The sequence below is a fragment of the Pseudomonas sp. 3B-A001-10F genome, assembly GCF_056313565.1.
On record NZ_JBQYFW010000025.1, the window covers coordinates 14644 to 32811 of the forward strand.

Genomic DNA, 18168 nt, shown 5'->3' on the forward strand with positions numbered 1-18168 from the left:
ATTGTTGTCGGGCTTCCCTGCCTGTGACTGCAACCGCGCGCCTGAGTGCTATTCCTTCGGCTGACCGCCACCGGCAGTGATCACTTGCACGCTCATGCGCGGCGTTGCCAGATCGAGTCCGGCTTCATCGAGATGGCGTTTGAGCGACAGGTTGAAGGCTCGAGACACTTCCCATTGTTTGATCGGCGCGGTCTTGAACCGGGCGCGCAGGATCGCGCTGCCGGACTCGAAACTTTCGACACCCTGAATCTCCAGCGGCGACCAGATGTTGCGCCGTTGCAGCGGATCGGTGCGCATCTTCTGGCCGACTTCGCGCATCAGTTTGATCGCGTCGTCGATTTCCATGTTGTACGGCACCGCCACGCGGAAGATTGCGTAGCCAAATTCCCGCGAGTAGTTCTTGATGCTTTTGATTTCGCTGAACGGGATGGTGTGGACGATGCCGTCGATATCGCGCAGGCGCACGGTGCGGATGGTCAGGCCTTCGACAGTGCCGAGGTGGCCGCCGACGTCGACGTAGTCATCGATGGCCAGCGAGTCTTCGATGATGATGAACAGGCCGGTGATCAGGTCCGCTACCAGCGACTGCGCACCGAAACCGATGGCCAGACCGATCACACCGGCACCGGCCAGCAGTGGCGTGACGTTCATGCCCATGTTGGCCAGCGCGACGATCAACGCAATGATGAAAATCGCCACGAACAGCACGTTGCGGATCAGCGGCATCATCGTTTGCGCACGGGCATTCGCCAGACCTTTGCGCGAGCGGGTGAGGGCGTGGTGCACCGCGGTGTCGGCGAGGATCCAGATCAGCCAGGAGAAAATCAGTGTGCCGATCAGACTGAACAGTTTGACGCTGACATCATGCCCCTCACCTTCGGCGAAACCGATCAACGACTGGCCCCAGACGCGCAGGCCGAGTTCGATAAAGACCAGCCAGACCAGCAGGTGCGCGAGGGTATAAAAGAAGTTTTTCAGACGTTCGGAGTACAGCGCGTGGCGTTTCGGCCCGCGTTGCGGTTTGAGTGAATGACGGCGCACGAGGCCGTTGATCACCATGCACAACACCAGCAGCACGGTGCAGATCAGCGACTGGCGCAGTGCGGTGCTGGTGTCGCCGGCGGAGACGAACGTGGCGAACAGCGAGATGCCGACCAGCACCAGCGCCGGCACGTACCAGAAGGTGCCGAGGATTTCGATGGTATCGCTGAGGGCGCGGCGGGTCAGGCGTCGTGACAGCGGCTGGTTGCGAATCAAGTGCGCGATCGGCCGGCGGAAACGCAGGATAAACAGGCCGGTCGAGATTGCCGCGAGGACATTGGCGATGGTTGCAGCGGTGTGGGCCAGATGCACGCCGAGGCTTTCGATCAGGCGCGGATCGTTCAACGCTTCACCGAACGCGGCGAAGCTGCCGATCAGCCACAGCGGCCGGAACGCCTGATGACGCAGGATGTACAGTGCACGATGGCGGTGCGGGCCGTCGAGCAGGGAAAACGCGATCACGCAGATCGCCGAGAAACAGGTGCCGACCACCAGCGCATAGGCCAGCACCATCGCCAGGCTTTTGCCCAGTGACGACGGCAGCGCGTAGCTCATGTAGACGGTCATTACCAAAGCGATCAGCCACGGCCCGAGCTTGCGTAAAGCGAAGCGCAGCATGTCGAGAGCCTTGGGGTGTTGCGGCAGTTCTTCGGTGAGGCCGAAGCGCATGCGTACCCGGTGACTGAGCCAGATCAGTGCGGCGGCGAGCAGGCTCCAGACCATCAGGATCATGGCGAAACCGAAGATGATCGGCAGCCATTCGTTGGCCGGCAGCGTCATCGCGCTCAGTTCGTCCTTGGCCAGATCGAACTCGTTGCCCCAGCGGTTGAGCGGGCTGTCGGCGCCGGTGAATTGTTTTTCGAAGTTGGACAAGGTGCCGCCGATCAAGCCGAGCACGCCTTCTTCGGGGCTGACCTGGGCCTTTTTGGTGGCGTCGCGCAGCTTCTTCAGATCAGTCAGCAGTTGCGCGCGTTGTTTGTCGTTTTCCAGCGACTTGATGACTTCGTCGAGGGACTGGCCGAGCGGCTCCTGGGCTTCTGGCTGGGCCTTGTTGGTGTTGAGCAGACCAGGCAAGCCGACCGCGTGGGCGGGCGCCAACGGCAGCAGGGTCATCAGGCAGACAAGGAACAGACTGGGCAAAGCAAAAAGACGAGCGAACACTAGGCGGTCAACCTCGCAAGGGGCGGATTCGCTGGAGTGTACGAGGCCCACCCATTCAATGCGAGCCGGGCGCGGATTTATTCGTTGAGTTTGGCGAGGATCTTGTACACCACCGTGGCGAGGATCATCAGCATGCCGATCCACATGGCGAACACACCGGCGTTCTTGTCACGGAAGTTGAAGCCGATCGCCAGCAGGATCATCCCGCTCAGAATCGGAATGAGCATGGCGTGGAACGAAGACATCGAGATCATGGAGACTGCCTTGTCGAAATGAATGATGTAAGTCTAGGCGGCTTTGTGTGTAGGAGCTGCCGAAGGCTGCGATCTTTTGATCTTCAAAACAAAATCAAAAGATCGCAGCCTTCGGCAGCTCCTACAGCGAACAAGTGGTCCCGAATGGTTACGGCAATTCGCGGCAGGCGTAGAACGCGCTCAGTACTTTGACCAGATGCGCCAGATCATGGCTGCCGCACAGCTCACGGATCGAGTGCATGGCGAAGGTCGGCAGGCCGATGTCGACAGTGCGCACACCGAGGTGGCTGGCAGTGATCGGGCCGATGGTCGAGCCGCAGCCCATGTCGCTGCGCACCACGAAGCTCTGTACCGGCACTTCTTCGGCCATGCACAGATGGCGGAAGAACCCGGCGGTTTCGCTGTTGGTGGCGTAGCGCTGGTTGCTGTTGACCTTGATCACCGGGCCGGCGTTGAGTTTCGGGCCGTGGTTGGCATCGTGCTTTTCCGCGTAGTTGGGGTGCACGCCGTGGGCGTTGTCGGCCGAGACCAGCAGGGACTTCTGGATGGTGCGGACGAACTCGTCACCTTCCGGCAGCAGACGACGCAGGGTTTGTTCGAGCATCGGGCCATCGGCGCCGCAGGCCGAGCAGGAACCGACTTCTTCGTGGTCGTTGCACACCAGCACGCAGGTTTCGTCGGTTTCGGCGGTCAGCAAGGCTTGCAGGCCGGCGTAGCACGACAGCAGGTTGTCGAGGCGCGCGCCGGCTATGAAGTCGCCGTTGAGGCCGATCACTGCAGCGCTTTGCGTGTCGTAGAAACTCAACTCGTAATCGAGCACGACGTCGGCGTTCAAGCCATGTTCGCGGGCCAGTTGATCGGTGAGCACGGCGCGGAAGTCGACGCGCTCGTCACCGGCGAATTGCGCGAGGATCGGTGGCAGTTCGGTCTGCGCGTTGATCGCCCAGCCCTGATTGGCTTCACGATTGAGGTGAATCGCCAGGTTGGGAATGATCGCGATCGGCGCCTTGAAATCAATCAACTGGCTTTCAACCTTGCCGTCGCGGCGGAAGGTCACGCGGCCGGCCAGCGATAGATCACGGTCGAACCACGGCGCCAGGAGGGCACCGCCGTAGACTTCAACACCCAGTTGCCAGAAGCCTTGACGCTGCAGTTCCGGTTGCGGCTTGACCCGCAGGCACGGGCTGTCGGTGTGCGCGCCGACCAGGCGGATGCCGCCGTGCAGTGGCGAAGTGCGGCCCATTTTGATCGCGACAATCGAGGAGTCGTTGCGGGTGACGTAATAGCGGCCGTTTGGCTCGGTGGTCCATGGCTCGCGCTCGTCGAGGCGCACGAAACCGGCAGCCTCCAGACGCTGCACCAGACTGGCGGTGGTGTGGAACGGGGTAGGGGAGGCCTTGAGAAAGTCGATCAGGCCTTGGTTCAACTCTTCGCGCATAAGAAACTCCAGACAGCAGTGGGCGGGAGTTTAACGCATCGGCCGGGGAATTGAATCTGCACCGGATCCCTGTGGGAGCGAGCCTGCTCGCGAAAGCGGTATTACATTCAACATTGATGCTGACTGATCAATCGCTTTCGCGAGCAGGCTCGCTCCCACATGGGTTCGGTGGTGCTTGTCAGAACGGCGCAGGGCACTCGAAGCGCAGGCGTTCGCCGGTTTGCGGGTGGGTGAAGCTGAGCATGCTCGCGTGCAGGCACAGGCGTGGCCATGCCGCCAGCGCCTGCTCGTGGGCGTAGAGCCCGTCACCGAGCAGCGGATGCCCAATCGACAGCATGTGCACGCGCAACTGATGCGAGCGGCCGGTGATCGGTGTCAGCTCAACGCGGCACCAGTCACCGCAACGCTCCAGCACACGCCAGAAGGTCAGCGCATGCTTGCCGAATTCGTGGTCGACGACATGGCGCGGTTTGGTCGGCGGGTCGTAACGCAAGGGCAAATCGATGCTGCCACTGTCCAGTTCCGGCTGACCCCAGGCCAGTGCGGTGTAGGCCTTTTCAGTTTCGCGGTCATGAAACTGCCGTGACAGTTCGCGATGCGTATCGGCATCACGCGCCAGCAAAATGATGCCGGAGGTTTCCCAGTCCAGGCGATGGACGATGCGCGCTTCGGGGTAGCCGTTTTCCTGCAGGCGGGTAATCAGGCAATCCTTGTTGTCGTCAGCGCGACCGGGCACCGAGAGCAGCAACGTCGGTTTGTCGACCACCAGCACGGCGGCGTCCTGATGGATGATGCGGATGTTGGACAGCGGCATTAAAACAGCCTCGTAACAAATGCCAACGGCGGTTCAGGGCCATCCCGCATGGGGATGGCCCTGAACCGCCGTCGTACCTGCCGGATCGACTCAGCGATCAGGCAGGGTGATGTTGAGTTCCAGAATCGAGCAACTGCCCTGGCTTTCCAGTGCAACATGTACGTCGTCGTTGCCGATGTTGACGTACTTGCGGATCACGTCGACCAGTTCCTTCTGCAAGGCTGGCAAGTAATCCGGCGTGCTGCGCTGGCCGCGCTCATGCGCCACGATGATCTGTAGACGCTCTTTCGCTACCGAGGCGGTACTTGGCTTTTTGTTGGCACGAAAGAAGTCAAAAAGGTTCATTACCTACCTCCAAACAGGCGCTCGAAGAATCCCTTCTTCTCGACATCGAGGAAACGGTGGGCTTTTTCTTTGCCCAGCAAACGGTCGACGGTATCGCTGTAGGCCTGACCGGCATCGCTCTGGTCGTCGAGAATCACCGGGACGCCCTGGTTGGATGCCTTGAGCACCGCCTGGGATTCCGGGATCACGCCGAGCAGGGTTACCGAGAGGATTTCCTTGACGTCTTCAACGCCCAGCATTTCGCCCTTTTCAACACGCTCTGGATGGTAGCGAGTGATCAGCAAGTGTTCCTTGATCGGGTCTTCGCCACGTTCGGCACGACGCGATTTGCTGGCCAGCAGGCCCAGCATGCGGTCCGAATCTCGTACCGAGGACACTTCCGGGTTGGTCACGACGATCGCTTCATCAGCGAAGTACATGGCCAGGTGAGCACCTTTCTCGATGCCCGCCGGGGAGTCGCAGACGACGAACTCGAATTGTTCCTTGAGCTCCATCAGGACTTTTTCCACGCCTTCGACAGTCAGCGCGTCTTTGTCGCGGGTCTGACTGGCGGCCAGTACGTAGAGGTTTTCCAGGCGCTTGTCTTTGATCAGGGCCTGTTGCAGGTTGGCTTCGCCGTTGACCACGTTGACGAAGTCATACACCACGCGGCGCTCGCAACCCATGATCAGGTCAAGGTTACGCAAGCCCACGTCGAAGTCGACGATCACTGTTTTGTGGCCGCGCAGTGCGAGGCCGGTACCGATAGCGGCGCTGGTGGTGGTCTTACCCACACCACCCTTGCCGGATGTAACCACGAGAATCTTGGCCAAGGTGTTTCACCCCTAAGGAAGAAGGACTTTTTAGCCCCTGAAAAACATCTCTTGAAAACTACTGCAGTCGGACAGCCTTGGCTGGAATTCGGCATTGAGCCTTTTTCCTACTTCGTTTGAGCCGTTTTCGCTACGTTTTAGAGATGCTTGGAAAATGCGGCAGTATCCGTTAAAGCCGAATGATGTTCAACACGTCGCCCGACAGGCTGACCTGTACGCCCGAGCCCCACATAGGGTCGCGGCGCAAATCTTCCGAAACCTTGTAATGACCGGCGATGGAGATCAGTTCAGCGCTCAATTGCTGACAGAAAATCCGTGCCTTGGTGTCACCCTTCACGCCGGCCAGCGCCCGACCACGCATCGGGCCGTATACATGGATGTTGCCATCGGCGAGAAGTTCCGCCCCCGGACTGACCGAGGACACCACGACCAAATCGCCACCCTGGGCATATATCTGTTGGCCACCACGTACTGGCGTGGTGATGACGCGGGTCGGTTTGACGGTTGGCTCCGGCGGTTTTTCCGGCTTCTTTTTGACCTCGGCTTCGGGTGTTTCCAGCGGTCGTTCACGGGCGCCCGACGGCGGCAGCACCGGAATGTCGATAGCGATGGCGGCGGCGATGTCTTCGATGCGGCTGGCGCGAATCGCCAGGGTGCGCAGGCCATGTTGACGGCAGACGCGCATCAGGCCTGGCAGATCGACGGCGCCTTCGCTTGGCGGCAGTTTGTCCAGCGCCAGAACCAGCGGCGCGTTGCTGAAGAAGTTCGGCGCCTGGGCAACTTTGGCGGCCAATTGCCGATCGAGGCTTTCGAGGTCGTTACGGGCCAGTTCCAGCACAGTAATGGCCAGCATGCTGCCCTTGAGCTGGAATACGGGATCTTGGTCTAACGGTTCGGTTTGGCTCATGTCGGCATACAACGGCTTGTCACTAAAAGTGCCGAGACTTATAACGAGAACGCCCGCAGGCCGCAAGCCGGGTCGAACGATGTAGAATGCGCGGCCACTGCATTTACGGAAGCTTTAATGGATCGCCCGCGTTTTCGAACAGCCTTTTTATCGCCACGCTTCTGGCCGCTCTGGTGCGGTCTGGGGCTTTTGTGGCTGATCGTCCAGTTGCCGTATCCGGTCTTGCTGACCATCGGTCGTGTTTTGGGCGCGCTGATGTATCGCGTGGCCGGCGACCGGCGGCGCATCGCCAAGCGCAATCTTGAACTGTGCTTCCCGGAAAAATCCGCCGCTGAGCGCAAACGCCTGCTCAAGGAAAATTTCGCCTCCACCGGTATCGCCTTTTTTGAAATGGCCATGAGCTGGTGGTGGTCGCGCGAGCGTCTGGCCAAGCTGGCCCACGTTGAAGGCCTGGAGCATTTGCAAAAGGCCCAGCGCGAAGGCAAAGGCGTGATTCTGATGGCCGCGCATTTCACCACGCTGGAAATCGGCGCGGCGTTGCTCGGTCAGCAGCACACGATTGATGGCATGTACCGCGAACACAAAAACCCGCTGTTCGACTTCGTCCAGCGTCGCGGTCGCGAGCGGCACAATCTCGACTCGCTGGCCGTGGAGCGTGACGACGTGCGCGGCATGCTCAAGCTGCTGCGCTCCGGTCGTGCGATCTGGTATGCGCCGGATCAGGACTATGGCGCCAAGCAGAGCATCTTCGTGCCGCTGTTCGGCATTCAGGCGGCGACTGTGACAGCGACGACGAAATTTGCGCGTCTGGGCAAGGCGCTGGTCGTGCCGTTCACCCAGGAGCGTCTGGCCGACGGCAGCGGTTATCGCTTGGTGATTCATCCGCCGCTGGAAGATTTCCCCGGCGAAACCGAAGAAGCCGACTGCATCCGCATCAATCAGTGGGTCGAGAGCGCGTTGCGTGCCTGCCCCGAGCAGTACCTGTGGGCGCATCGACGCTTCAAGAGCCGTCCACCGGGCGAGCCGAAGCTGTATGCCAAACGCGGTTGATTCCCCCATCCTTTCAAGCACCATGGAGTGTTGCGATGAGCCCAGCTGAACCGGTCACAGGTTTGATTCTTTCCGGCGGCGGGGCTCGGGCGGCGTATCAGGTGGGGGTGTTGGCGGCGATTGCCGAATTGCTGCCGCTGGGTGCGGACAATCCGTTTCCGGTGATCGTCGGCACCTCGGCCGGGGCGATCAACGCCGTCAGCCTCGCCAGTGGCGCAAGCGACTTTCGCGCCGCCATCGAACGCCTGACCTTGTTCTGGCAGGGCTTTCGCAGCGATCGCGTTCTGCGCAGTGACTGGCCCGGGGTTATCCGTCAGGCCAGCCGTTTTGTCAGCCACAGCCTGCTCGGCCTCGGTCGGCAACTGCCGGTGGCGCTGCTCAACAGTTCGCCGCTGCGCGCACTGCTCAATGAAAAACTGCACATGCCCGGTATCGCCGAATCGATCGCGCGCAAGCAATTGCATGCGGTGGCGGTGACGGCGTTCGGCTACGAATCCGGGCAAGCGGTGACGTTCTATCAGGGCGGCGGCAAGATCGATTCATGGTTACGCCATCGGCGCATTGGCGTGCCGACGGAACTGACGGTGGAGCACCTGCTCGCCAGTTCGGCGATCCCTTTGCTGTTCGCGCCGGTCAAACTCGGCGATGAATATTTTGGCGACGGCGCGGTGCGGCAATCGGCACCGATCAGCCCGGCACTGCACCTGGGCGCGAGCCGAGTGCTGGTGGTGGGCGTCAGTGGCAACCCGCGCGGCTTTGATCCGCAGCAGCCACTGGAACGCGCCTACACCGGGCAACAGCCGACGCTGGCGCAGATTGGCGGGCACATGCTCAACAGCACATTCATTGACAGCCTGGAGAGCGACATCGAGTTACTTCAGCGTCTCAACCAGTTCAGCCATTTGATGCCCGCCGGCACGCCGACACGCGAGTTGGGTGTGGCGCCGGTGGAGGTGCTGGTGATTTCGCCGAGTCAGCCGATCGATGAAATCGCGGCACGGCATCGCCAGGAATTGCCGGCGGCGTTACGTCTGTTTCTGCGCGGGCCGGGGGCGACCAAGACGAGTGGGGCAGGGGTGTTGAGTTATCTGTTGTTCGAGGCGGGGTATTGCAGCGAGTTGATCGATCTGGGGCGGCGGGATGCGCTGGCCAAGCGCGAGGAGCTGTGCCGGTTTCTCGGACTATCCGAAACGGTGGCGTCCGCCTCGAATCTTGTTTGAACCCATTCGCGAGCAAGCTCGCTCCCACAGGGTTCGGCGTCGTATGCGGAATTCGCATTCAACATAGAACCACTGTGGGAGCGAGCTTGCTCGCGAAGGCGTCCTTGCGGACGCCGCCGGATCAGAAGTGGTACTTCACCAGGAAGCTGGTGTTGCTCTGATTGGTCTTGAACGCACCGGTATCGTCGATGCCGTACTTGTCTTTCCAGTAGTCGTATTCCACACCGACGTACAACTGCTTCTCGCCGAGACGCAGCGCTTTGCCCAGGTCATATTTGATCTGTGGGTTGAAGTGCAGGTTGGCGTGGTACTCGCCCTTTTTGTTGACGTCGTTGTCGCTGACCCAGTCCATGAAACCGTCGATCAGGATGTTCGAGTTGCCGACCGGAATGGTGTACGACCACACCGGGGTGATCTGCCAGACGTTGTCGCCCGCACGTGGGCCTTCGGTGTGGCGCTGATAGAAGTTCAACTGGAAGTAGTCGAAGCCCGGGATGGCCAGGTCGAAACCAGGGCCGATCAGGTAAGACTCGACATCACCTTCACCGAACTCGTAGGTCATCGCCAGCAGCACGTCTTTGATCGGGCCGAATTCGATCTTCTGGTCGAGGATCTTGCCCAGCGACAGGCGCGGGCTGAACTCGCCGTAATACGTGTTGTTGCCGACGCCGCTGTCAGGCTTGCCGTTGTAGAAGATCTTGTCGACGAACAGGAAGTTGTCCCCGTACTTCCACGCATCGGCGTGCTCGAAGGTGACGGTCTGCTGGATGCGCGGGTTGACCTGGAAGTCCTTGCCATAGAGGTAGGTCAGGCTGTTGTTCTGCCACTGCAGCAGGCCTTCGGCCATGGCCTGGCCGCCGGCCAACATCGATCCCGCGAGCATCAGGCTGGTGCACATACGTTTCATTCGGTTGCTCCCAAAGTAAGTGTTCCACGTTATTTTTTTAAGATCGGCGCTCTGGTGTGGCGCCTTTTTTCGTTGCTGCAAAAACTCATCCGATCGGTCAGCTTCGTTGCTGTTAGCAAGAGCTGAGCCAAGGCTTTCGAAAAGCAAAAAAACACCCGCTCGGCTGCTAAAAAACAGTCGATTGAGTGTGTTTTCGGGATGCCTCGGTACTGACCGGGGCCGGGATATGTTGGCTTTTCGGTCAGGAATTAAATCCGGGCTTTTTTTTAGACCGAATTCAGGAGGCCGCGGAGAATACTGACTCCTCGGCCAGCTCTCAAGTGCCCCGCAACAGAGCACCGACGACAGGTATGGGGCACGGTTGCGGGCCATCTTAGAAATGCACCTTCACCAGCAGGCTGGCGGTGTTCTGATTGGTGTCGAAGTTGTGGGTGTTTTCGACGCCGTATTTATTTTTCCAATAGCTGTATTCGGTGCCGACATACAGTTGCTTCTGGCTCCAGCCCAAAGCTTTGCCCAGGTCATATTTGATCTGCGGATTGATGTGCAGGTTGGCGTGGTAGGTGCCGCGTGAGTTCTCATCGTTGCCGACTACCCAATCGAGGTAGCCGTCGATCAGCACATCGGAATTGCCCAGGGGAAAGCTGTAGGACCAGCCGGGGGTGATCTGCCAGACGCCATCGCCGGGACGCGGGCCTTCGGTCTGGCGGCGGAAGATGTTCAGGGTGACGTAGTTGAAGCCGGGCACTTTGAGGTCGAAGCCTGGGCCGATCAGGTAGGCCTCGCTGTCGCCTTCGCCATATTCGTATGTCATGGCCAGCAAAACGTCCTTGATCGGGCCGAACTCGAGCTTCTGGTCGAAGATCTTGCCGAACGAGAAGCGCGGGGTGAATTCACCGTAGAACGCGTGCGGGCCTTTGTTCGCGTCTTCCTTGCCGTTGTAGAAGATTTTGTCGACGAACAGGAAGTTGTCGCCGTACTTCCATTTGTCGGCGTGCTCGAAGGTCAGCGTCTGCTGGATCGATGGGTTGATTGCGAAATTCTTGCCGTACAGATAGCTCAGGCTGTTGGTCTGCCACAGCAGTAAATCGCCGGCCATGGCCTGACTCGCGGCCAGCAGGCCGCCACTCAACAGAACGTTGGTTTGCGTGCGAATCATCTGTTGCTCCCTCTTGTTTTTATTGTTTGAGGCGCAGAGCTCTTTCTTGCTCTTGTAGGAGTGAGCCTGCTCGCGATAGCACTTCTTCAGTCAACTGATGTGTTGAATGTCATACCGCTATCGCGAGCAGGCTCACTCCTACAGGGGCTACATCGGTGTTGCTGTTAGTGCTGGTGCGCGTGGCAGTCATTGATCGCCGCGCGCTCTTTGCCGCCGAGAATGTTGAACAGCAGGTTCAGCGTCAGCGCACTGAGCGTTGCCATGGCGATGCCGCTGTGGGTAATCGGGCTCATCCACATCGGCAAATGCGCAAAAAACTCCGGACGCACCACCGGGATCAGGCCCATGCCAATGCTCACCGCGACCAGCAACTGGTTGCGCCGGTCACCGATGTCGGCTTCCTGGAGGATCTTGATCCCGGTCGCGGCGACCATGCCGAACATCGCAATCGCTGCGCCGCCGAGCACCGCCGGCGGAATCGACGCCACCAGAAATGCCGCTTTCGGCAGCAGGCTCAACACGATCAGCAAGCCACCGGCAACGATGGTCACCGAGCGGCAGCGCACGCCGGTCATCTGCACCAGGCCGATGTTCTGCGCGAACGAGGAGTGGGTGAAGGTGTTGAAGAAACCAGCGACAAACGAGGCGCCGGCATCGCACAGCAAGCCGCGACGCAGCATGCGTGGGCAGACTTCCTGGCCGGTGATCTTGCCCAGCGCGAGGAACATCCCGGTGGATTCAACAAAGATGATCACCACTACCAGGCACATCGACAGAATCGGTGCCAGTTCGAATTTCGGCATGCCGAAATGCAGCGGAGTGACGAACTGAACCCATGGCGCGCTGGCCATGCCGCTCAGGTCGACCATGCCAATTGCACCGCACAACAAATAGCCAAAGCACATGCCGATCAGGACTGAGATGTTGACCCAGAAACCGCGCATAAAGCGGTGGATCAACAGAATGGTGCCCAACACCAGAGCGGCGATGGCCAGATAAATCGGTGAGCCGAATTGTGCGGCGGCGGCGCCGCCACCGGCCCAGTTCACGGCCACGGGGAACAGCGACAAACCGATCGAGGTGATGACCGTGCCGGTCACCAGTGGCGGGAAAAAGCGCACGACCTTGGACATGAACGGCGCGATGAGCATGCCGAAGAAACCGGCAGCGATCGTCGCGCCGAAGATGCCTTGCAGGCCGATACCGGGCATGCCGGCCATGGCGACCATGCTGCCGACTGCAGCAAAACTGGCGCCCATCATCACCGGCATGCGAATGCCCATCGGGCCTATGCCCATGGATTGCACGATGGTGGCGATACCGGCGACCAGCAGGTCGGCGTTGATCAGGAAGGCAATTTCTTCACGACTCAGGCCAGCGGCCTGTCCAATGATCAGCGGCACCGCGATGGCACCGCCGTACATCAGCAGAACATGTTGCAAACCGACCAGGATCAGTTGCAAAAGGGGCAATCGCTGAATGGCGGGTGCGTCGGGGATGCGCGCTTTGGACAGCTCGGACATGCAACACCTCGGATCTTTTTATTCTTGTGATTGAACAGCTGCCGGGTTGCTCACAGCTGTTTCTTTGCATCAGGTAAAACCGCGTTAAGGCGATTCGCGAGCAGGCTCGCTCCCACAGGAAATGCGCGATCTCTGTGGGAGCGAGCTTGCTCGCGAAGCTTTGTTGCTTAGTTGGTCTGTGCTCCCTGGGCGATCCATGCACCGATCAGGTCACGTTCCTGCTGGGTCATCTGCGTGATGTTGCCCAGCGGCATGATCTGCGTGGTGATGGCTTGCGCCTGGATGCGCGCCGCGTTCTGGCGGATCTGCTCAGGGGTGTCGAGCATCACACCCGCCGGAGCTGCGCTGAACAACGGGCTGGTCGGTTTGGCCGAGTGGCAAACCGCGCAACGTTCTTGAATCACGTTGTGCACTTTGTCGAAGGCCGGACCTGCGTTGGAGGCTTGCGCCGGTGCTGCTGCGGGTTCGGCAGGGGCTGCTGGTGCCGCCTCAGCCGGTTTCGCGCCACCGCCCAGTGCCGTTTCCGGCAGCGGTTGGTACTCGATTTTGGCTGGTGCCTTGGCCACTTCCGGCGCGGTCGACATCGGCATCGGGCCGGTGACGTACGCCAGGCTGATCATGCCCACCGCTGCCACAGGCAAGGTCCAGGCAAACTTGTGGCTGTCATGACGGGTGTTGAAGTAGTGACGCACCAACACCGCCAACACCGCGATCCCGGCGAGGATCAACCAGTTGTACTGGCTGCCATAGGTGCTCGGGAAGTGGTTGCTGATCATGATGAACAGCACCGGCAAGGTGAAGTAGTTGTTGTGACGCGAACGCAGCAAGCCTTTGGCTGGCAGCGCCGGGTCCGGCGTGCGGTTCTCGGCAATTGCGGCAACCAGTGCACGCTGTGCCGGCATGATGATGCGGAACACGTTACCGACCATGATGGTGCCGATGATCGCGCCGACGTGCAGGTACGCACCACGACCGCTGAACACTTTGCTGAAGCCATACGCTGCGCCGATGATCAGCACGAACAGAATGAAGCCGAGCAGAGCAGGGCGTTTGCCCAGGGCCGAGTCGCACAGGAAGGAGTAGATGAACCAGCCGAGGAACAGCGAGCCGATACCGATGGCCACGCCTTCAGGGCCGCTCAGGGTGCTGCCTGGAGCCAGCAGGTAGAGCGTTGGGTTGGAGTAGAACACCACGCACAGCAGCGCGATACCCGACATCCAGGTGAAGTAGGCTTCCCATTTGAACCAGTGCAGGTTCTCCGGCATCGCCGGCGGGGCCAGTTTGTATTTTTCCAGGTGATAGATACCGCCACCGTGGATCGCCCACAGGTCACCGGCCAGGCCGGTTTTCGGGTTGACGCGGTTGAGGTTGTTCTCCAGCCAGACAAAGTAGAACGACGCGCCGATCCAGGCCACGCCAGTAATCATGTGAACCCAGCGCACGCTCAGGTTCAGCCATTCCAACAGATGTGCTTCCACAGTCTTTACCTCTCGCCTGTCACTCTTGTTGTCGAGTGATCAGACCTTCTCTTATTGGTGGGGGGCGAGGATCAAACGCTCATCCTCTTTGAAAAAATGCTCATCGCAGTTATTGCCTGTGCCACTGCGATCAACCACCAGGAAGTCATCCCGCTTTTCGATCGTCAGCACCGGATGGTGCCAAACGCCGCGATGGTAATTAATGCCCTGCCTGCCGTTGGTGACGAAGGCGCGGACCAAGCCTGATACAGGTTCATCGCCAACTGGCGCGACCACGATCAGAAAGGGGTTGCCGAGCAGCGGTATGAAGGCCTGGCTGCCCAGCGGATGGCGTTCCAGCATGCAAACGGTCAGCGGCATGTCCTGCGCGTCGGCGCGGAAAATGCTGATGATCGCGTTGTCCTCAGGCTGAGCGGTTTCGACCGTCGCCAGTTTGTGGAAGCGCATGGTCGAACCGTTGTTGATCATGAAGTGATCGCTGCCGTCGGTTTCGATGACGTCACCGAAAGGGGCGAAGGCTTCTTTGGTCAGCGGTTCAATCGTTAGTGTGCGCATGCTGTTCTTCTTTTCGTTGAGTGATCGTTCCCACGCTCCGCGTGGGAATGCAGCCCGTGACGCTCCGCGTCACATCCAGAACGGACGCAGAGCGTCCAGTGATGCGTTCCCACGCAGAGCGTGGGAACGATCATTGCGGTGTTATTTAGCGACCTTGCCGAGAACGCGCAGGCGGCTCACACCACCATCCGGGAACACGTTCAGGCGGATGTGGGTGATCGGGCCCAGCGCCTTGATCTGCTCGACGAAGGTGTGTTCGGCGTGCATTTCCAGTTTCTGGCTTGGCAGCAGTTCACGCCAGAACAGCGACTGGGTTTCGATCTGGCTGTCAGTACCACCTTTGACGAACGCGCCCTGGATCGAGCAAGTGTCCGGGTAGTTGCCTTTGAAGTGCAGGGTGTCGACGACGATCTTCTCGATCTCGCCCGGGTGACCCAGCGCGACGATGACCCAGTCATTGCCTGGCGTGCGACGACGTGCAGTTTCCCAGCCGTCGCCCATGTTGATGCCACGGCCCGGGTTGAGGATGTTGCTCATGCGGCCGAAGTGTTCGTCGGAGCAGGCGAGGGCGCGGCCACCATTGAGGGCTGCTGCCAGATCGACTTGCTCGTTGTCACCCACAGCGGACCAGTCGCGGAACGGAATGCCGTACACGCGCAGACGGGCAACACCGCCGTCCGGGTAGATGTTGAAGCGCAGGTGGCTGAACGCTTGGTCGTTGCTGATTTCGTGGTAGTGGTGGCTGTTGCCCTGCAGCTCGACGGCCGACAGCACTTCAGTCCACTGGGTGTTTTCATCAGGCTCGCCCGACGCCAGGAAGCACGCTTCCAGAGAGGCCGATGGCGGGAAGTTGCCGGTGAAGAATGAAGTATCGATGTCCACGCCTTTGATCGAGCCCGGTACGCCCAGGCGGATTACGGCGCTGTCGAAGCCTTCGAAGCGCTTGCGGCGTGATTCCCAGCCGTCCATCCACTTGCCGTTGTCATCGAACACGCCCTCCTTCCATACGGCCGGGGTCGGTTGGAACAGACGATTGGCGTCTGCGAACCAGTCATCGGTGACCGAAATGATTTTGGTGCCCAGACGGGCATCGGCCAGGTTGACGAATTTTTCGAAAGGTACGGCGTAAGCTTTCATTCTTCTTGTCTGCCTTTAAAAAAGTGGCTGGGGATGCTTGCAGGACCCTGGGTACTCTCCGCGTTTGATGTACTCGGGTCAGGCTTGCTAAAGAGTCAGTAAACGGAACAGGGCGATCTTGTTGATCTCCGCCAGCGCGCATTTGAACTCGGTGTCTTGCGAGTTGTGAATGCGCGTTTCGAACGCCGCGAGGATCTGATGCCGGTTGCTGCCTTTTACCGCCATGATGAAGGGAAACTTGAACTTGGCTTTGTAGGCGTCGTTCAGCTCGGTGAAGCGCTGGAACTCTTCGGCCGTGCATTGGTGAATACCGGCGCCAGCCTGTTCATTGGTGCTGGCTTCGGTCAGTTGGCCCTGGACGGCCGCTTTGCCAGCCAGGTCCGGGTGAGCGTTGATCAGTGCCAGCTGGCTGGCGTGATCAGCGCTCAACAGGATGTCGCTCATGCGCTGGTGCAGGGTTTCGATCTCGTCGATCGAAGCGTCCGCACCCAGGTCGTAGGCCTTCTCGGCCACCCATGGCGAATGTTCGTAGATGTCGGCGAAGGCGTTGACGAAAGCGTCGCGGCTCAGGGTCGACGGTTGCAGGGTTTGAAAGCGGCTCATTTCGCGGCCTCTTGGTACGGGTGGGTTTCGTGCCAGTGACGCGCGATGTCGACGCGACGGCTGAACCACACCTGTTCATGACTTTTGGCGTATTCGATAAAGCGTTTGAGCGAAGCGAGGCGACCCGGACGGCCGATCAGGCGGCAGTGCAGACCGATCGAGAGCATCTTCGGCGCTTCGGCACCTTCGGCGTAAAGCACGTCGAACGCGTCTTTGAGGTATTCGAAGAAGTCGTCACCCTTGTTGAAACCTTGCACCTGGGTGAAGCGCATGTCGTTGGTGTCGAGGGTGTACGGGATCACCAGATGCGGCTTGCCGGTCGGGTTGTTCGGTTCCCAGTAGGGCAGGTCATCGTCGTAAGTGTCGCAGTCGTAGAGGAAACCACCTTCTTCCATGACCAGGCGACGGGTGTTCGGGCCAGTGCGGCCGGTGTACCAGCCCAGTGGGCGCTCGCCGGTGATTTCGGTGAGGACGCGGATCGCTTCGAGCATGTGCTCGCGTTCCTGCGCTTCGTCCATGTACTGATAGTCGATCCAGCGGTAGCCGTGGCTGCAGATCTCGTGACCGGCCTCGACCATCGCACGGATCACATCCGGGTGGCGCTGAGCGGCCATGGCCACGGCGAAGATGGTCAACGGAATGTCGAATTCCTTGAACAGTTTCAGAATCCGCCAGACGCCGGCGCGGCTGCCATACTCGTAAAGCGATTCCATGCTCATGTTACGCGCGCCTTGCAGCGGCTGAGCGGCAACCATTTCGGAGAGGAAGGCTTCGGATTCTTTGTCGCCGTGCAGGATATTGCGCTCGCCGCCTTCTTCGTAATTGAGTACGAACGACAGAGCGATGCGGGCATTGCCCGGCCAGTGTGGGTGAGGAGGGTTACTGCCGTAACCGATCAGGTCGCGTGGGTAGTCAGCGCTCACTGCAGTCTTCCTTCTTATTCGTTGACAGATGGGTGTGGCGGCCTGGCAGGCTGGCGTCACAGCGATGGGCTGATTGTATACAACTTTATTCGCAATTTGTAAGCCTGAATTTTCGCATTTTTCGCCGACTGTCATCTTTTCCTGGTATTGGCGTGAGCCTGCAAGAAACCTGCCTGACCAGTCAGTTAATGGATAGGAGGTGCAATGTATAGGCGTGTTGCTGGCAGAACGCGGGGAAAGCCCCGATTGGCGGGGGTGGTGTGAAAAATGTCGTTTTTATTGTGTACAATTTTTTTGAAAAGTGTCTTAATCAGTCGCTCGCCGCAGCTTTTCGTGCTCCGAATCGGTGCGGTCTCCTTTTTATCTGACTTCGGGAGGCGCGAGGTCTGACTGCTTCCACGCAGGCAGGCGCGCAGAATCAATGGGACGTTTGACAACACACGTTTTGGACGCTGCACACGGTTGCCCGGGCAGTTCGATCAAGGTCGAGCTGTACCGCGTTGAAGGTTCGCACCTGGAATTGGTCGCCAGTGCGATAACCAACAGCGATGGCCGGGTCGATGCGCCGCTGCTGCAAGGCGATGATTATCGTACCGGGGTTTATCAGGTTCAGTTCCACGCTGGCGATTACTACCGCGCCCGCGGCGTTCAGTTGCCGGAGCCGGCATTTCTGGACGTGGTTGTACTGCGCTTCGGCATCTCTGCCGAACAGGATCACTACCACGTGCCATTGCTGATTTCGCCTTACAGCTATTCCACGTACCGGGGCAGCTGACCCCCAAGCAGCTGCCCCCCACCGGGAAGCGACTGCGCATATAGCTTCTTTGGTCTTTCGCCCGCT

18 protein-coding genes are annotated in these 18168 nt (G+C 59.7%); 3 read left to right on the plus strand and 15 right to left on the minus strand.

Annotation, left to right across the window (positions count from 1 at the left end; genetic code table 11):
- Window positions 1–48: 48 nt before the first annotated feature.
- The 7 genes from AC0ZWN_RS20670 to minC all read right to left on the minus strand — a co-directional run bounded on the left by AC0ZWN_RS20670 (window position 49) and on the right by minC (window position 6772).
- Window positions 49–2202: a mechanosensitive ion channel domain-containing protein gene (locus AC0ZWN_RS20670; protein WP_476336322.1), complete on the minus strand. Its 2154-nt coding sequence runs from the start codon at window positions 2200–2202 to the stop codon at window positions 49–51.
- Between the two features lie 77 nt (window positions 2203–2279).
- Window positions 2280–2456: a hypothetical protein gene (locus AC0ZWN_RS20675; RefSeq protein ID WP_016773747.1), complete on the minus strand. Its 177-nt coding sequence runs from the start codon at window positions 2454–2456 to the stop codon at window positions 2280–2282.
- Between the two features lie 148 nt (window positions 2457–2604).
- Window positions 2605–3894 (minus strand): M18 family aminopeptidase, encoded by a 1290-nt coding sequence (locus AC0ZWN_RS20680; RefSeq protein WP_476336323.1) that lies wholly within the window; start codon window positions 3892–3894, stop codon window positions 2605–2607.
- Between the two features lie 178 nt (window positions 3895–4072).
- Window positions 4073–4708, minus strand: coding sequence for an RluA family pseudouridine synthase (locus tag AC0ZWN_RS20685; RefSeq protein WP_007960625.1), 636 nt, complete (start codon window positions 4706–4708; stop codon window positions 4073–4075).
- Between the two features lie 90 nt (window positions 4709–4798).
- The gene (gene minE, locus AC0ZWN_RS20690) at window positions 4799–5053 is read right to left on the minus strand and encodes a cell division topological specificity factor MinE (RefSeq protein ID WP_003223146.1); all 255 of its coding nucleotides are present in this window, start codon (window positions 5051–5053) and stop codon (window positions 4799–4801) included.
- The gene (gene minD, locus AC0ZWN_RS20695) at window positions 5053–5865 is read right to left on the minus strand and encodes a septum site-determining protein MinD (RefSeq protein ID WP_007913953.1); all 813 of its coding nucleotides are present in this window, start codon (window positions 5863–5865) and stop codon (window positions 5053–5055) included. The genes minE and minD overlap by 1 nt, the downstream gene beginning before the upstream one ends.
- Window positions 5866–6034: 169 nt before the next feature.
- Window positions 6035–6772: a septum site-determining protein MinC gene (minC, locus tag AC0ZWN_RS20700; protein WP_026000431.1), complete on the minus strand. Its 738-nt coding sequence runs from the start codon at window positions 6770–6772 to the stop codon at window positions 6035–6037.
- Window positions 6773–6889: 117 nt separating this feature from the next.
- Between minC and AC0ZWN_RS20705 the strand changes: the two genes are divergently transcribed.
- Both AC0ZWN_RS20705 and AC0ZWN_RS20710 read left to right on the plus strand, forming a co-directional pair.
- Entirely contained in the window at window positions 6890–7822 is a 933-nt protein-coding gene (locus AC0ZWN_RS20705) for a lipid A biosynthesis lauroyl acyltransferase (protein WP_093441635.1), read from the plus strand.
- A 35-nt stretch (window positions 7823–7857) separates the two neighbouring features.
- Window positions 7858–9042 (plus strand): patatin-like phospholipase family protein, encoded by a 1185-nt coding sequence (locus tag AC0ZWN_RS20710; RefSeq protein ID WP_414926793.1) that lies wholly within the window; start codon window positions 7858–7860, stop codon window positions 9040–9042.
- A gap of 121 nt (window positions 9043–9163) precedes the next feature.
- Here AC0ZWN_RS20710 and AC0ZWN_RS20715 read toward each other — a convergent pair whose 3' ends face one another.
- From AC0ZWN_RS20715 to puuE, 8 genes are all read right to left on the minus strand, one after another.
- Entirely contained in the window at window positions 9164–9949 is a 786-nt protein-coding gene (locus AC0ZWN_RS20715) for an outer membrane protein OmpK (RefSeq protein WP_093441644.1), read from the minus strand.
- A 373-nt stretch (window positions 9950–10322) separates the two neighbouring features.
- Entirely contained in the window at window positions 10323–11108 is a 786-nt protein-coding gene (locus tag AC0ZWN_RS20720; protein WP_476336326.1) for an outer membrane protein OmpK, read from the minus strand.
- Between the two features lie 164 nt (window positions 11109–11272).
- Window positions 11273–12631 carry a nucleobase:cation symporter-2 family protein gene (locus tag AC0ZWN_RS20725; RefSeq protein ID WP_034151761.1) on the minus strand — a complete coding sequence of 453 codons (1359 nt, stop codon included), beginning with the start codon at window positions 12629–12631 and terminating at the stop codon, window positions 11273–11275.
- A gap of 167 nt (window positions 12632–12798) precedes the next feature.
- Window positions 12799–14109 (minus strand): urate hydroxylase PuuD, encoded by a 1311-nt coding sequence (locus AC0ZWN_RS20730; RefSeq protein WP_250603875.1) that lies wholly within the window; start codon window positions 14107–14109, stop codon window positions 12799–12801.
- A 51-nt stretch (window positions 14110–14160) separates the two neighbouring features.
- Entirely contained in the window at window positions 14161–14664 is a 504-nt protein-coding gene (locus AC0ZWN_RS20735; protein ID WP_024012211.1) for an ureidoglycolate lyase, read from the minus strand.
- A 141-nt stretch (window positions 14665–14805) separates the two neighbouring features.
- Entirely contained in the window at window positions 14806–15801 is a 996-nt protein-coding gene (gene alc, locus AC0ZWN_RS20740; protein WP_007913974.1) for an allantoicase, read from the minus strand.
- Between the two features lie 87 nt (window positions 15802–15888).
- Window positions 15889–16404, minus strand: a complete 516-nt coding sequence (uraD, locus tag AC0ZWN_RS20745) for a 2-oxo-4-hydroxy-4-carboxy-5-ureidoimidazoline decarboxylase (RefSeq protein WP_064391195.1) — start codon at window positions 16402–16404, stop codon at window positions 15889–15891.
- Entirely contained in the window at window positions 16401–17327 is a 927-nt protein-coding gene (gene puuE, locus AC0ZWN_RS20750; protein ID WP_099758426.1) for an allantoinase PuuE, read from the minus strand. The genes uraD and puuE overlap by 4 nt, the downstream gene beginning before the upstream one ends.
- A 421-nt stretch (window positions 17328–17748) precedes the next feature.
- Here puuE and uraH point away from each other — a divergent pair, with 421 nt between their 5' ends.
- A complete protein-coding gene (gene uraH, locus AC0ZWN_RS20755; protein ID WP_003223171.1) occupies window positions 17749–18102 on the plus strand; it encodes a hydroxyisourate hydrolase in 354 nt (117 codons plus the stop codon).
- Window positions 18103–18168 lie beyond the last annotated feature (66 nt).